A 15347-nucleotide genomic window follows, 5' to 3' on the forward strand; every position below is an offset into this window, starting at 1 on the left:
CCTGTTGCGCTTGGCTCAAGCTTGTGACGCCTGTTTCGGCCGACTCTTCAACCGTCAGAAGTCGATCGCCATCTGGGGTGTCGTGCCGAACGCCACGACTTCTGACGGTTGAAGACGCCCGGTCTTTCGGGTCTATCAGTTGCCTGGATCATCTCGTGCTGCGACTTCAACCGTCGGAAGTTCTGTTGGCGCCGTGATGTCGTGGTCCCGGTGACTTCTGACGGTTGAAGTTTGAATGGGTTTGAAGTGATGGGCTTTTCTTGGGTCGAAACGCCCGTGGTGATGGCTGCTGAACGAATGCAATCGTGGGGGTTGAGATATGCCTTGGCCTCGATACAAGACACCTGCTTTCAGGCGAATTTGTGAATCCATGCTCACGCAGTCAGCGACCTGGGCAACGAGCTGAATTGCAACGGTATGCCCCATCGTGGGGCCGGGCACAGAGCAGCCTTCTGGGAAGGCTTTGCAGGGATGGCCGGCATTGACAACGTCATCCCGGGAGCGCTGAGTGCAGTGTCCTCTGCTGCTGGAGAAGCCTTGCTGAAATCAATCCCGGACTCTCAAGGCGGATGCTGTGTGGACGCCTGGGGTGAATCGCCAAGGCGAGGAAAATGGACTGAGACCTTCATTCTGAGGTTGCCAGGGTGGCGGGCGGGAGTGGTGGAGCCAGCTTCACTGCCGCATCGAATGTGCTGGGATGCATGCCGGTTCGGATGCCTTCCCCACGCCCATTTTCATCAAGATTCCCGAGAAACCCCGCACTTTAGGGCGGGGAGGTAGAGGGCGAGTGCAAGGCACTCGGGTGAGGTTGTGCAAGCACTGGTAAAATACACAGCATGTTGCTGGTCTACCGCTATCGGGTGAAGTCGCTGAACGGCCTGCTGAACAGGCAGGCAAAAGCGGTCAACTTCGTCTGGAACTATTGCAACGACAGGCAGAAAGACGCGTTGCGTTTTGGCCGCCGCTGGCACTCGGGTTTCGACTTGAACAAGCTCACCACCGGCAGCAGCAAGGAGCTTGGGCTGCATGCTGGCACCATCAACGCGGTGTGTGAGCAGTATGCCAAGAGCCGGTCGGCTAAGAAGCGCCCATTCCTGCGCTACAGGGGCAAGAAAAGCTTGGGGTGGGTTCCGCTCAAGGGCCGAGACCTCAAGCGCGAAGGCGATGCGTTTCGCTTTGCCAGCAACACTTTTCGCGTCTTCAACAGCCGGGCGCTGCCTGAGGGGAAGATCAAGGATGGCACGAACTTCTCTCGCGACAGCCGGGGCAACTGGTTCCTGAACGTCGTGATTGATGTTGCGGTTGATGCTCAGAGCGTTCCAGCGGCCAGAGCACCTGTCAAGGGTGTCGGCATTGACCTCGGTCTCAAGAGTTTTGCTGCGCTCTCCACCGGAGAGGTCATCGACAACCCGCGGCACTTCCGACAGCTCGAAGACCAACTGGGCAGAGCCCAGCGTGCGAGGAAGAAGCGGCAAGCCACCAAAATCCACGCCCGTGTCGTGAGTGCACGCAGAGACTTCCTGCACAAGCTGTCGAACCGGCTCGTACGTGAGTTTGACTACATCGCGGTGGGCAACGTGTCGGCCGCCAAACTCGCCAGGACCAGCATGGCGAAAAGCGTCTTGGACGCAAGCTGGTCGTCCTTTCGTTCGATGCTCGCGTACAAGGCCCTTAGGCATGGCGCGTGGTTCGAGGAAGTGAACGAGTCGTTCAGCTCCCAAGTCTGTTCGAGTTGTGGCGCACTGCCCGATTCGAGGCCGAGAGGTATCGCAGACCTTGGAATAAGGCAGTGGGTTTGCAGTGGTTGTGGTGTTTCGCATGATCGGGATACCAACGCAGCCCTGAACATCCTTGCCCGGCACGGACATGTGTCGCCTGGAGAGGGAATCCCCGTCCTTTAGGGCGGGGAGGATGTCAATCGGTAGTTCGGCTGAAGCTGAACTTCAACCGTCGGAAGTTCAGCACGGGCTATTGAGGGTCGGCACCTATGAACCGAACCGGATTGGCTGGGGCGATGTTGCACTTCCGTCGCTGCAGGGTTCATGGATGACAGAGGTTGACTTGAGTTTTTACGAACGTGTGGCTACTTCTACGAGATGGCGGCTGTTTTTGCGAAGCGCGCAATTGTTTTGCCATCTGATCGTTGGTTCCTTCGCTCATTCGTAGGATCAAATAGTCATTCGCAAAATTGATGTTCCATTTGTTGAATTTACGAGCGCGCAGCACTCGACCTGGTGTTGCGGCATTTCGAATCGCAGTCCTCTCGTCGGCCAGCCAGCCCATGAAGAGAGCTGGACAGCACCATGAGGGAGGAGGGGCCTTTTCAACGAGTTGAACCACAGGGCCTGTTGTGATCGAGTCAGCACTACCGACCCGCTCATCCACTGCTTTGCGCACGCACCCGCAGTGGTGCCGACCGATGGTGCACGAGGTCGACAGGCCAACTGCCGTGGAAGCATTGCCCCGTGAGCAGTCCTGGGCTGTCTTCATCGGTTCGATGTCAAACAGGATGATGATCCATGCCTCCCAGACCGAACGGATCGGGTGGATCGCATATTGCAGCTTGGCGCCAGTCCCGAAGTTCGCCGAACAGCACTTGGCGAGGTGGCTTGGGAGGGTAGGGGAGGGCGGCTTGATCGCCGCTGCTATGCCTAACCCAACGAGTAGGATCAATTCATAGCTCGGTATCATTCCTCTGCGAGACTCTGGGATGATCTTGTCGTCTGAATGACGCCGTTCCCCAAATGTTGATGAGGAGGTAGACGTGGGAAAAGTTTGTTTTGGTACAGCGCTGGTGGCTGCCGTGATGTTGTCTGGGTGCTTCGGTGATTCTGGCGGTGACTACCTCGGCAAGTGGGTTGGAGTGAAACGCACGCAAGTGACGCTGGTTATCGAGCGAAACGGGGATGGCTTCCTCATCCGCGAGACTGCCCCGAAATTCATGAGCGACACGATGGCCACGTCCAACATCCCCGCCAGCCTCAAGGATGGAGCCCTTCAGTTTTCGAATGGCATTGGCATGATCGAGATCGTCATCGACAAGTCCTCTGGCCACCTCACGGACGGCAGAAACGAGTTCAAGCGAGCAGACTGATCAAACCTGGCCAACTTGCATTGGATATCAGGTGCGTTGGGTGAGGAACCTGCAGGCCGAGAGTTGCATGACTCGACCCAAAGGGGACAATGCTGCTGCGAAGCCAGGTGCCCGAGAGCCTTCGCACAAAGCTGATAGTTCCGATTCTGAGCTCGACTGATGCGTCTCCCCACGCTCCACAATTGGGCGACAATGGAACGATCATGGCAAACGGCGATCAACTCAAAGCTTTGTTCCGCTCCTATGCGGAGGGAGACGATCGCCATTTCTACTCAGTTGCCATGCAGATGGCAGCGCACGAGGCCAAGCAAGGTCACGGCAAGTTGGCTGAGGAGCTGCGGGATCTGATTGACGCCGCAAAGGCACGCCGGCATGCAGGTACTGTCGATGGTGCCATCCCGCTCGCCCGCCCCAAAGGTGAACTTGCCTCACTGCTAAGCGTGTCCTATCCGTCCTGCCGGCTGTCGGACATGGTGCTGTCTCAGCCCGTCCTTGCCGGACTGCAACAGGTTCTGAAAGAGCAGAAGCATCTGAGCAAATTGCGCAGTCATGGCCTTCATCCGCGTCGCAAACTGTTGCTCGTCGGTCCATCCGGCACCGGTAAGACGATGACTGCGGCCGCATTGGCGGGCGAGCTGGGAATTCCCCTTTTCGTGGTGCGTCTGGACGCCCTGATCACCAAGTTTATGGGAGAGTCGGCCGCAAAGCTGCGTCAGGTCTTCGATGCGGTTGCCTCTACACGGGGCGTGTACTTCTTCGACGAGTTCGATGCCATCGGCAGCCAACGCGGTATGGCCAACGACGTCGGCGAGATCCGGCGCATCCTTAACAGCTTCTTGCTGATGATCGAACAGGACGAGTCCAGCAGCGTCATCGTCGCCGCGACCAACCATGTGGGAATCCTGGACGATGCGCTGTTCCGGCGCTTTGACGACTTGGTCGAGTACCACGTTCCTTCTGCCGATGAGATCCGTGCGCTGCTGCGCATGCGCCTGGGCAGCTACCTCAAGTCCGCCAAGTCCATCGATGCTCTGGCAACCGAGGCTGTCGGTCTGAGCCACGCCGAGATCACGCGAGCGGTCGGCGACGCGGTCAAGGAGGCCGTGATGCACGATCAGACCAGCGTGCCTGCTGAAGAAGTGAAGATGCTCCTTCTACAACGCCAGGCTGTGCGACGTCGCACGCCTGTGACTAGGCCCTGAGCGCACACCAGCTGAATGGCCACTGGAGACCCGCAACACCGTCCGCACCTGTTTCCTCGGGACACCCTGAGTGTTGAGGGGTACACCGCAAAAAGCAACGGTGGCGGCAGCAAAGTGGTCGTGCCGCCAAAGGACCGGCAGCAGCATGCCGGAGCCCTGCGTGCGCAACTAGCGCAAGTCGCCGTCGCACAGCAGCAGCAGGTGGCCGCACAGCAGGAGGCCAACGTCCAGAGCGCGATCGGCATCCTGGTTGAGTTTGAGAGCGAGCAGGGCGTGACCATGGCCGCAGAGAGCCTGGCCCGTGACCACCGTGGCATTGAGTTGATGAATGTGCGCAAACAGGGAACACAAATCCTCGCGACCGTCTTCGTGCCGCAGGGCAAGCTCGACCATTTCGAGAGGATGATCACTGAGTACGTCGATCACAAGACGGACAAAAACGGCAAAGCTCTGGATCACCAGTCGCTGTTGGACGCGATCAGCGCCCTGCGTGTGGCCACCTTCGAATCCTTGTGGACGGATGCCACGGATGCCTTGCCGGCCGATCCTGCACAGGCTATCTGGTGGGAGGCCTGGCTGGCTCGCGGCACTCATGCCGAGCGAACGCTGGCTGACTTCCGCGCGGTCGCTGCCATGGCGGGCCTGCAGGTCAGTGATCGCGTGCTGCATTTTCCAGAACGGACGGTCGCCCAGGTGCATGGCAGCAAGAACCAGCTCCTCCAGTCGTCACTCGTGCTGAACATGATCGCGGAACTTCGGCGCTCGAAAACCACGGCTGAGTTTTTCGCCGGCTTGCCGCTCGATGAACAAGAAGACTGGCAAGGCGATCTTCAGCGTAGGTTGTTGGTAGAACCCACTGGCAATGCCTATGTGACATTGCTGGACACGGGTGTGAACCACGGACACCCACTGCTCGCACCGTTCGTGGCCGACGCTGACCGTCATACCGTCGAGCCAAACTGGGGCCCGGACGATGCCAACGGCCACGGAAGCGAGCTCGCGGGGCTGGCCCTCATGGGTGACCTCACGCCGGCCCTGTCCGAGGACGCACCCCTGCATGTTCCCCACCGCTTGGAGTCAGTGAAGATACTGCGCTGGCCGGGCGACAACGAAGGCGAGTCATTTGGTGCGATCACCGCTGAAGCGGTGGGACGCGTAGAAATTACCGCCGTTGAGCGTCGACGCGTGTTCGCGATGGCTGTGTCGTCAACCGACGGCCGTGATCGTGGCAGACCGTCGTCATGGTCTGCCGAGGTGGATCGACTTGCTTGCGACTACGAAGGGCAGGGCGCCACGCCAAGGCTCTTTGTCCTGTGCGCGGGCAACACCAATGACAATGATGCGTGGGCGGCCTATCCGCACAGCTTGACCACCAGTTCCGTGCATGACCCTGGTCAAGCGTGGAACGCTCTGACAGTCGGGGCGTATTCCGAGCTGACAACGATCTCGGCGCACGCGCCGGCTTACAAAGCCATTGCCAGTGCCGGTGCCCTGAGCCCCTACACGACGACGTCGGCGACTTGGCAGCATGGATGGCCCTTCAAGCCAGACATCGTCATGGAGGGCGGGAACGTCGCCATCGAGCCGTATGGCTTCACTAGCTCGATGGACAGCCTGTCTCTGCTGACGACAGGACATAAACCGCATGAGCGGCTGTTTTCTCTGAGCTGGGCCACAAGCGCGGCAACGGCGCTGGCCGCGGGCATGTGCGCGCGAATCGCGGCTGCCTACCCAGGGTTCTGGCCAGAAACGATCCGGGGCCTGACGGTGCACTCGGCTCGATGGACTCAACCGATGCTTGACGCCTATACACCCGGCGGCCCACCGAACCAAACTACGCTGCGACAGTTGCTGCGCCATTGTGGTTACGGAGTCCCAAGCTTGGAGCGGGCCCTGTACAGCGCCGGCAACTCGCTGACGATGATCGTACAGGACGAGATTCATCCGTATCACAAGGTGGGCAGCGACGTTAAGACGCGCGACATGCACCTCCACGATTTGCCCTGGCCCAACGAGCTGCTGGAAGAACTCGGCGATCTCCCCGTCACACTGCGCGTCACTCTGTCATATTTCATCGAGCCGAACCCTGGCGAGCGGGGCGGTATCGACAAGTACGCATACCAGTCGCACGCGCTGCGCTTTGCAGTGCGTCGCCCGCTTGAAACCGAGGCGGCCTTCCGAGGACGTATCAACGCCCAAGCGGCTGCTGAGGAGCATGGGTTGCCGAGTGGTGGCGGTACTGATACAGGCTGGACTATTGGCGAACGGCTCCGCACCCGTGGCTCGCTCTTATCCGATAGCTGGACGGGGACCGCGGCGCAGCTGGCCAATCGCGGTCAGTTGGCGATCTTTCCGGCTATGGGTTGGTGGAGAAACCGGCCGTCTCACCAGCGTTTCAACCGTTCCGCCCGGTACAGTTTGCTGATCTCCATTGAGGCACCTACCGCCGAGCAAGACCTCTACGCACTGGTGGCCCAAAAAATTGTTGCGGCCACCGAAGTGCCGGTGCAGGTGGAGATTCCTGCGCAAGCCTGACGGTTCTGTAGCCTGTCCCAGCTTATTTGATCTGCTGCTCGGAACAGCCCATCGGCACCCTTCAAGCCTCAAGGTGCACCGCTCATGTTCTTCAGGCGTAACAGGCACGACCCGTTTCAGCGCACTTGCTCTGGAGCGGACGACGATGCCCAGCGTATCTGTTGCGCAAAGTCTGGAAACCCCATGCTCACCATCCGAGGTAGTTGGCTATGGCATTCGACAGGAAGGTCATTGTGTCTTTGGGTGGCTGTGAATTATCAAGTTTCAAATGGCTGGAGTAGAGGGTCGCCACCATCATCCAACGATACCGGCTGGGGCATGCGGGAGCCTCGCGCTGGCAAAAGAACTCGACATCCTCATGGGCTCGCTGCAGGCGGTACCAATCAATTTGCACGTCATCCTTGACATGGGAGTCCAGCTCTGTGAATGAGTGACCAAAAAGGACAAAAGAAATGTCCATTCCTGAGTCTTGAATGGCACGCAGGTACGCGGTGGTCGGTTCGGTGACACCTGTCTCATAGGAGATCTGAGTTGCGCGGGCGATCGACCCAATTTCCGCAAGTTCGGCTTGCTTGAGCCCGAGTGTGGTCCGCGCTGTGCGAATGCGATCGCCGATGTCTGTCCTTATAGACATCAATTCACGAAGCGATTCCGGTGCGCCTGCTGTTCCTGACTTCGACTTCAATAAATTCTGTCGTCTTCCACAAAGGATATATTGAAGGTCTATGCCGGTCTTTTGTATCAATTTTAGATAGCCAATGTTGGGATCGGTCGCCTCGTTCTCGTATCCAGCCTGTGTGAATCTCGTGACACCGCCAGCCGCTGCCAGGTCCTTCTGGCTAAGACCTATTTCCTCACGAGCGTCTCTGAGCCGCGCTCCAAGCCCGTCAAGAAGCTTGAAAGGATGTTGAAAATTGCTTCCCATGCGCGAGTACCTTTGGCACAAATGTTGGAAAAATCAATTCTAAGCATGGAAGACCATGCGTACCCTCGTCAAAACCAAGTCTTGCGGCGTATGGCCTGACCATTCGCGATCAGTCTGGTTCTTGTCGATGGCGTGGTTCTAAACGTGGCATGACGCTCGGGTCGATGTGTTCCCGGATGCCACGAAAAGACTTCCCGTCTTTGAATCCTGCTCTCCGTATCACTTCGTGCCCAGGCACGCCGTTGTTGAGCCAAGCAACGAGGCGCGTATTCCGGAGCGTCTGAGCGCCCGTATGGGAGAGGAGGGTGCTGCTATCACTCAGTGCGCGACCGATGGTTTTTGTCACGAGGTGGTAGATGCCTGTGGTCTTGATCGCGTGCCCCTTCTGAGTCAGAAACAGCGCATCCCGCGGTGCTTTCTTCGGGTCATCGAGCTCGGCCCGAACATCGATCCAGTCGCGAACGTGTTTGCTCGTGGTGGCGCTCACGGTGATGTTGCGTTGCTGCGCCTGGCGCGGGCCGTCGAGGTCAAGAGAAACCAGTCGCGAGTGTGTTTTTACCTGCGAAGTCAGGAGCGTTGCAACCTCAGCGGTTGTCAGAGCCGCATCCATGATCAAGTACAGGATGGCACGGTTCCTTGTGTCCCAACGGCCGTCTCCAGTGGGGATTGCCTCGACGATCTTTTGCCAGTCGTTGTTGTGAAAAATCTGGCCACTGGAAAGCTCATAGTTCGGGGTGTCGATCGGGCTTAGATTGGAAGCAGGGGAGGTGGTGAGGAAGTGCTTGTCGATGGCGAAGTCGTACACGGATCTGATCACGCGCCAATACCGGTGCCTTGAGATTTCGCTCACATCCTGCCGGCCGGTCCTGGCGGGCTGAATACCGCCGAAGAACAGGAATCGCTGCAGATCGATGGCCTGGGCGTCAAGCCATAGGTGCTCTGGCGATGTGCTGAGTGCCGTGGTCTCCGCGAGGTGCTTGCACCAGCTGGTCCAGATTGATCGGTACGGCCGTGCGGCCTCTGGTGAGAGCGGATCAAACGGATCGATGCTGCGCCGGGCCAGCCAGGACTCGAAGATCTGGTCGTTGGTGGGGGTGCTGAATGAGCCCTCTGAAAGTACCGCGAGCAGGCCTTTTGGTGGTTGCTTGTCCATTTTCGTCGTTGATCGATGTGTATAAATCGATGTTACGTCACTTATGCGAAGCTGGTCAATGTGCGTGCGTGCCTGGATGCAGATCAAAGGCTTTGGGGGCAGGGCAAATCGTCCGGGAATCTGGGGAAGCCAATTTCGAGGTGAATGGCAGGGCGCCTGCTCGACCCAGTGCCTCCTAGTTCGCGCTGCTACAGCTTTTGACCGGTTTCGGCGGACAGATGCGATTTCGCGCGATCAAGATTGAAAGCGCTGGGTGGCTAGTGCATGCAATCGCAGTGATCGTTCCTGTTGTCAAATTGGTTGGTTTCGGATTGATGACTCCCCTCTGCAAGCCTGCGAGCCGCAGGTGGACTAAGCGACGGCTTTTGACAGAAGTTCGGCGCGACTTTTGACCTCAGCCTTCCACTTGCTAATTGAGCCGTTTGGTTGACGCCAGTTCGCATGAAACTCTTGTGCCAAGGCGGCTTCGGCGAGGGCGACTGCGGGGCGGGCCAGCCACCTTTCAAACGTATTCTCAAGCCCTCTAGTTCGCATTGCTGCACTCACGTACTGGTCCACCATAGTCTCGGCATCTGGCGAAACCGTCCGCCTAGACCGCATGTCGTTGACAGCATCACTGAGCGCATCGAAGTCAACACTGATAACGTGCCTCATCGGGGGGTACATGAAAACTGACAAGTACAGGGACTCGGCCGACTGTTGTAGCCGCTGATTCGCAAAATGACAGATTGCCTTTACCAGTTCCATGCCCGCGTCGACATAGGCGTCACCGAGAGTCATTTTCTTGCAGGCCTTGTCTGCAGCTTCAAATTGGCCATCTGCAACAAGTAGCACGGGGAGCCACAACCTCACACCAAGGTTATCGTCTTTGTTGAGGCGTAGCTGGCGACGGGCGAGTGCAACAGCCTTCGCTGTATGGCCCTCGTGAGAGTGCCACACCATGGCCCCATAGAGCAGTCGATGGTAGAACCGGTTGGAAATTTCGTGCCACGAGATCTGGCCTTTGAATCCCGCTGGAAGTAGTGCATTTGCTCGACCGATTGCATCGGCATAGACTTTCCCTTGTTGGCGGCGAAGGGCTGGTTTGAAGCGCAGCACCTCGGTCTTGGCAAGTAGTCCCTCAAGAAAATCCGGACGAGCATCAAGAACCTTGGCCAAGAGGACTTCGAATTCTTGCTGCTGAGATTGCGGGCGCGAGTGGAACTCCTGAAACAGAACATCCTGCTGTTCAATGAGGGCCGAGCATGCGCTGCTGATAAAGAATCGCCCGTCGCCATCCTCATCAACGTCGAATTCGTAGAGCGGTCCCTTCGAATGTTCAGGTTTTCTGTTCAGGAGCGCCTCCCATGAGTCAGCACCATTCATTCTGCCGATCATGTCCAGCATCGGATCAAGGCCGCTGCCGCACGCCTCGGCCAGTTGTGTTGCGGCCTTGGTTAAGCCCCTCTGCTCCGCAGGAGTAGGAGCACAGTCCGGGGATGCCTGGACCATAAAGACGAATGCGTGTGAAAGCGTCTTTATGGGCTCTCTCCCGCCTTCTGGACGGGGCCAGTGCACTTCGGGGTTGAAAGCGTCGAAGAGGCCTTTGACGACCTTGTGAAACGCATGCCAATTCGGGAAACCTGAAGCCTTGCCAACCGTTTCCAGCGCTTCACTGTGGGATTTGACAAGGGCGGCATCCTTTAAGAACCGCGTATATCTCTTGGATGCAGCCATGAGCTGGCTGGCGAAATGATCGGGACAGATTTCCCAGGAAAAATATTCGGAGCACCCTGCCGCGCGTGCAGCTGCGTTGATGTCTTGATCCATGAATTACTCCTAGCGCCATACAGCGAAACGCTCACTATTTCGACAGCGCATGAAGTAAATCGTGGCTACGACGGCGGTATGGGAGTGACCCATTCCCAAGGAAGACTGGTTGATCGGCTTCGCCTTTGTGAGCGGCTGGCGCACCAGGAGCACCGGCGCGAATTTTACGGCAAATACCCCCTGCTGCGAAGATCTTCATCCGGCTAGTCGCGCTTGGCCCAGCGCCTCCTGAAGCCAACGGATCTGGCTGAGAGCCGGGTTGGCTTGTTCTGCCATTGCCCACCTGGGCTGCTTTCAGATCCAAATCGGCTGAGGGTCGCAGTCGGACTGCAGTCGGCCGATAACAACATTACTTGTCGTGATCGTTACAAGTTTAGTTGGCTGGACAGCTCGTCTCAGCTTGAATGCCGCGTTGATGGGTGAGGAACCCGGACCATTCCACTTTCTCGATTCGGGGTGTGTAGTGGTCCTTGTCGCTGTCCGAGGACCCTCAGTTCTATCCGCTTGAGGGGTTGGTGCGGCTCATGTTGAAAGTTCAAAACTCAGTGAAAAGTGAGTTCAAAACTCAGTGATCGCAATCGGTGTAAGTCATTGATATTGTTGGATTTCGAGTTCAAAACTCACTGCGCGGATCGACCCTCAAGCAGCGTCCTTCGGTGCCCGATGGGTGGCCGTTTACATTCAGTAACAATGGGCGATTTTTTAAAGTGGCGGTTCTAGATGTATTTTTATTACGTTATCCTAATATGTGTTATCGATAGCATGGCAAAATAGGAAAATCATGCGATCGCTTAAATTTCAGGCAGATTGGGATTGGGTGCCCCTGAAAGGCACCTGGTGGCCACCGGGCAGAGGCCCAGCGCCTTCCGACACCCCCTCAGACATCCCGATCCAAGGGAGGACGCGTTGATGGACGACAACCAGCCCAAGCGCAAGGCCGGCCGCCCCAAAGGCAGTTTGGGTGCTGTCCTGGCCGATCTCACCGATCAGGTCACCCTGGAGGACTTCAGCTTCATCCGGGCTCTGGTCAACGGCATCGAGCCGGACAAGGCCTTTCGGCAATATTACGGCTACCGCTACTTCGATGCCAGCGGCAACCCTACGGTCCCTCATGGACTCTCGATCGCGGCTCATGCCAAGAACCTGAACGCCCTGATCATGCGCTCGGCGCTGCTCTCAGGCGACGATCTGGTCAAGCTCATGGCCCGGCGTATTGCTGAACTCAGCTTTGAACGCACGAATGCTCCCCGCGGCGGCGCTCTCCGGTTGACGACCGACAAAACACCGCTGCCGTCTCTGGATGACTGGATGCAGTCGGAGGACATCGACCGGGACTTCTATACCGAGAACGATCTGCTCGACCAGTACAAGGACTATCTCCAGGCATTCAAGGAAGAGCACGGGATCACCAGCAACGCCAGCGGCTCCGATGCGACGCAGGAAAGGGCCTTGCTGGAGGCCCGGATTCAGGCCATCAACCTGCTTCAGAACCGCCTGGCTTCATTGCCCATGCCCAACCAGCCAGTGAGCACCTGGATAGCACGGGCCATCGCTGAAAAGCTCGTTGATCTTGGTGTGCGCACCATGGGCGGCCTGGTCCAGTTCATCAGCAATCAAGGACGGCACTGGCCCAGAAAGATCAAGGGCATGGGACCGGTGCGAGCTGGACGGCTGCTGGGCTGGCTCGACGAGAATCAGGCTACTTTGGGCAGCGTCATCACGGATGGGCCGCAGTGGCTGGCCAGCGCTCCGCTGCAACGAAAGATTGAGCCGCTCATGGTGGCAGGCCGGATGTACAACGGCATCACCGCTTTGGTGCCCGATGCCAACGGCGCCTACGTGGCACCCATGAGTCCGGGCGTGCCTGTGGCTCGTCAGGGCATTGCACCCCTGGAGTTGATGCAGGTGCCCCCCCATCTGGACGGCAGCTTCGGGCTGTTCCGCAGCAGCACGCCCAACCACTACGGTGCGAAGAATGACTTCGAGGCCATCAGAATCTGGCTGAAAACCTTCCTTGACGCGGACAAGCTGGCCACCTTCGATGCCTATCGCCGAGAGATTGAGCGCTTTTACCTGTGGTGCATCCTTGAAGCTCAGGTGCCCCTCTCCAGCGTGTCCCTCGGGCATGCCCTGGGCTATCAGCAGTTCCTCAAAGCCATCCCGCCCAAGTACATCACCACCGAGCGCGTCGCGCGGCATGACTTGCGCTGGCTACCGTTCCGCGGCCAGCTCGATCCGAAGAGCCAGGCCTATGCGATCGGCGTTGTGGGGCAGTTCTTCCGCGCAGCGCACGTCAACGGGTACCTGACGGGCAATCCGTTTGACTCGGTGAAGTCGGCTTCCGCACTGAACAGGGATCTGGATACGTCACGCAGCTTGTCCAAGGCAGATCTTGCGTGGCTGAAACAAGCGTTGGCCGATCACCTTCGAGAAACCCCCGATGGCGAAGCCACAGGGGTGGACGACCTGTCCGCAGCACTGCGCCGGCGTGTGAACCTGATTTTTTACCTTGGGCTGTCCACCGGCTTGCGTTTGTCGGAACTCTCCGGCACCTCCATTGCCAACATCCAGCCCGCCATGGTCAACGGCGATGAGGACGAGCGCTTCTGGATGCTGGAGGTGCTGGGCAAGGGTAAGAAGATCCGCACGGTGCCGATCAGCGAAAAGCTCAGGCAGATGATCCTGGCGCACCATGCCGATGTCCGGAAGATGCTCATGGCAGTTGGGCAGGAGGCGCACGAGCGACTGGCCCAGTTCGAAAAGCGCCCTCCCCTGATCTGTGCGCTTCGGTCACCACCTGGTCATGACAACATCCAGATCGACAACAACGCGCCCATGGCCAACGACAACCTGGCCCTGGGCAAGGTGGGCCTGTACCGCGTGATCAAGGCGTTCTTCACGGGCGCGGCAAAACCGCAGATCCGCGAGATCGAGCGAAAGCTGCAGGAGTTGTTGAACCGTCAAAAGGTGGCCAGGGCCAAAGACGATCATGATGCCGGCGGTCAGCTGCAGGAGCAGTACCAAAAGCTGCGCCGTGAGTTGGCCGTTTGGAGCCGGCGCAGCGCCATGAGCACGCACTGGATGCGTCACACGTTCGCCATCGGTGTGCTGCGCGACAACCCCAACGATGCCGGCCTGAAACTGGCGCAGCAGCTGCTCGGGCACACCTCCATCGCCACCACCCAGATCTACCTGAAGGTCGACGACACGGACAAGACCCGTGCGGTGTTCAACCTCAAGCCGTTTGGGCACTGACCTCGGAACGGCTGCCCCTCTCCTTTCTGGTGACCGGTTTTCGGTTGTGGACCACGTCGGTGGGTATTGACCAAATGCGCGGCAATCGCCGTCCTTCATGGCGGGGAAGGAAGGCGCGGACGGCCCTTGTAAGTTGGCGCAACTTAGGCAAAATCGCTAATTAGCACAATAGAATAACTTGAACTATGAACGCCGACATCTATCACCGCCCTGATCTGGCCCACGACATGGCCAAGCGACTGCTGAGCCCCGGCGTCCTCGACCAGGGCCTGCGCTCGGGCCTGTTCCTCTCTGGCCTGCGTCGCACCGGGAAAACCACCTTTTTGCTCCAGGACCTGATCCCGGCACTGGAGAACGCCGGCGCACTGGTGATCTACGTCGACCTCTGGTCCGATGTCAGCGTCGACCCCGCCACGCTCATCCACGCCGCCATGCGCTCAGCGCTGCAGGATCTGCAAACCCCACCAGCTGGACTGCGCGCTCGCCTCCAAGGACTCAAAGGCCTGGATATTGGCGTCGCCGGCTTCACGTTCGGCTTCGAAGTTGCAGACCTGGGCACGCCAGCCGGCGTGACCATTGCCCAGGCCGCCAAGGAAATCATCGACCAGGCCAAGACCGATCTGGTCTTCATCGTCGATGAGGTCCAGCACATGCTCACCTCGGATGCCGGCATGGCGCTCATGCAGTCCTTCAAAGCTGCACGAGATGCCGTCAACGCTCGCCCCAATACACCCGGCCACTTCATCTTCATCGGCACCGGGTCGCACCGCGCCCAGGTCCAGGGCATGACGGTGCAAGGCAAAAACGCCTTCGAGGGTGCCACCTCAGTCGAATACCCGACACTGGGCGAGGACTACGTCCAACACGTGCTCAAAACCCTGCAGCAAGAGGGCGTGAAGGTCATCCCCAGCCCCCCGGTGGCCAGCCAGGCTTTCGGGCTGCTCGGCCGCCGCCCAGAAGAATTGCTGCGCGCGCTGCGCACCCTGCAGCGCTACCAGAACCACGAGGCCGACCAGTACCTTCCTGTGATCGCCACCACGCTCAAGGAAGCCGCGGCGGACATGGAAATCAAGAAAATCGAGGAGCTGGGCAACCTCGCATGCGCAGTGTTTCACCACATCGCCAAGGCCGAGGAAAACGCCAGTGGCCTGTTTGCTGCAGCAGCATTGGCCAACTACTCAAGCGCTATCGGACGCGAGGTCACAGCCGATCAGGTCCAGCGCATCGCCCAGCTGCTGCAGGACTACAACGTCATCTTCCGCAAAGGATACGGGCTGTATGCCGTGACGGATCCGTTTGTACAGCAGGCCTGGCGCGAACACGTCGCGACACTGGCACCACCAGCTAGTATTCTGTCCCGTTAATAACTGGCAT

At 58.6% G+C, this 15347-nt stretch carries 10 protein-coding genes; 6 read left to right on the forward strand and 4 right to left on the reverse strand.

The genetic code is table 11. The features are described 5' to 3' along the window. Positions 1 to 836 precede the first annotated feature (836 nt). Positions 837 to 1901, forward strand: coding sequence for an RNA-guided endonuclease InsQ/TnpB family protein (locus F3K02_RS13230; protein ID WP_177136091.1), 1065 nt, complete (start codon positions 837 to 839; stop codon positions 1899 to 1901). A gap of 139 nt (positions 1902 to 2040) precedes the next feature. Here F3K02_RS13230 and F3K02_RS13235 read toward each other — a convergent pair whose 3' ends face one another. Continuing rightward, positions 2041 to 2673 carry a hypothetical protein gene (locus tag F3K02_RS13235; RefSeq protein ID WP_177136092.1) on the reverse strand — a complete coding sequence of 211 codons (633 nt, stop codon included), beginning with the start codon at positions 2671 to 2673 and terminating at the stop codon, positions 2041 to 2043. 91 nt (positions 2674 to 2764) lie between these two features. On the opposite strand from F3K02_RS13235, the gene F3K02_RS13240 reads away from it, so the two are divergent. From F3K02_RS13240 to F3K02_RS13250, 3 genes are all read left to right on the forward strand, one after another. Continuing rightward, positions 2765 to 3094, forward strand: a complete 330-nt coding sequence (locus F3K02_RS13240; protein WP_177136093.1) for a hypothetical protein — start codon at positions 2765 to 2767, stop codon at positions 3092 to 3094. A gap of 203 nt (positions 3095 to 3297) precedes the next feature. Then, positions 3298 to 4296: an AAA family ATPase gene (locus F3K02_RS13245; protein WP_177136094.1), complete on the forward strand. Its 999-nt coding sequence runs from the start codon at positions 3298 to 3300 to the stop codon at positions 4294 to 4296. 15 nt (positions 4297 to 4311) lie between these two features. Beyond that, a complete protein-coding gene (locus F3K02_RS13250; protein ID WP_218179458.1) occupies positions 4312 to 6831 on the forward strand; it encodes a S8 family peptidase in 2520 nt (839 codons plus the stop codon). 187 nt (positions 6832 to 7018) lie between these two features. Here the strand turns inward: F3K02_RS13250 and F3K02_RS13255 are convergent, their stop codons facing one another. The 3 genes from F3K02_RS13255 to F3K02_RS13265 all read right to left on the reverse strand — a co-directional run bounded on the left by F3K02_RS13255 (position 7019) and on the right by F3K02_RS13265 (position 10718). Then, complete coding sequence (locus F3K02_RS13255) at positions 7019 to 7756, reverse strand: helix-turn-helix domain-containing protein (protein ID WP_177136095.1); 738 nt, start codon at positions 7754 to 7756, stop codon at positions 7019 to 7021. Positions 7757 to 7865: 109 nt separating this feature from the next. Next, the gene (locus tag F3K02_RS13260; protein WP_177136096.1) at positions 7866 to 8909 is read right to left on the reverse strand and encodes a tyrosine-type recombinase/integrase; all 1044 of its coding nucleotides are present in this window, start codon (positions 8907 to 8909) and stop codon (positions 7866 to 7868) included. A gap of 351 nt (positions 8910 to 9260) precedes the next feature. Next, positions 9261 to 10718: a hypothetical protein gene (locus tag F3K02_RS13265; protein ID WP_177136097.1), complete on the reverse strand. Its 1458-nt coding sequence runs from the start codon at positions 10716 to 10718 to the stop codon at positions 9261 to 9263. A gap of 909 nt (positions 10719 to 11627) precedes the next feature. Between F3K02_RS13265 and F3K02_RS13270 the strand changes: the two genes are divergently transcribed. Together F3K02_RS13270 and F3K02_RS13275 are read left to right on the forward strand one after the other, a co-directional pair. Next, on the forward strand, positions 11628 to 13973 hold the full coding sequence (locus F3K02_RS13270) for a phage integrase family protein (RefSeq protein WP_246309440.1): 2346 nt from the start codon (positions 11628 to 11630) through the stop codon (positions 13971 to 13973). 185 nt (positions 13974 to 14158) lie between these two features. Continuing rightward, positions 14159 to 15337 carry an ATP-binding protein gene (locus tag F3K02_RS13275; protein WP_177136098.1) on the forward strand — a complete coding sequence of 393 codons (1179 nt, stop codon included), beginning with the start codon at positions 14159 to 14161 and terminating at the stop codon, positions 15335 to 15337. The last annotated feature ends 10 nt before the right edge of the window (positions 15338 to 15347 follow it).

This window comes from Hydrogenophaga aromaticivorans (genome assembly GCF_013387465.1).
In the GTDB taxonomy this organism is placed as follows: Bacteria; Pseudomonadota; Gammaproteobacteria; order Burkholderiales; family Burkholderiaceae_C; genus Hydrogenophaga; species Hydrogenophaga aromaticivorans.

Coding starts and splice junctions, on each gene's coding strand:
- F3K02_RS13270 (WP_246309440.1), top strand. CDS start 11,628: ATGGACGACAACCAGCCCAAGCGCAAGGCCGGCCGCCCCAAAGGCAGT.
- F3K02_RS13265 (WP_177136097.1), bottom strand. CDS start 10,718: ATGGATCAAGACATCAACGCAGCTGCACGCGCGGCAGGGTGCTCCGAA.
- F3K02_RS13245 (WP_177136094.1), top strand. CDS start 3,298: ATGGCAAACGGCGATCAACTCAAAGCTTTGTTCCGCTCCTATGCGGAG.
- F3K02_RS13230 (WP_177136091.1), top strand. CDS start 837: ATGTTGCTGGTCTACCGCTATCGGGTGAAGTCGCTGAACGGCCTGCTG.
- F3K02_RS13250 (WP_218179458.1), top strand. CDS start 4,312: ATGGCCACTGGAGACCCGCAACACCGTCCGCACCTGTTTCCTCGGGAC.
- F3K02_RS13275 (WP_177136098.1), top strand. CDS start 14,159: ATGAACGCCGACATCTATCACCGCCCTGATCTGGCCCACGACATGGCC.
- F3K02_RS13255 (WP_177136095.1), bottom strand. CDS start 7,756: ATGGGAAGCAATTTTCAACATCCTTTCAAGCTTCTTGACGGGCTTGGA.
- F3K02_RS13260 (WP_177136096.1), bottom strand. CDS start 8,909: ATGGACAAGCAACCACCAAAAGGCCTGCTCGCGGTACTTTCAGAGGGC.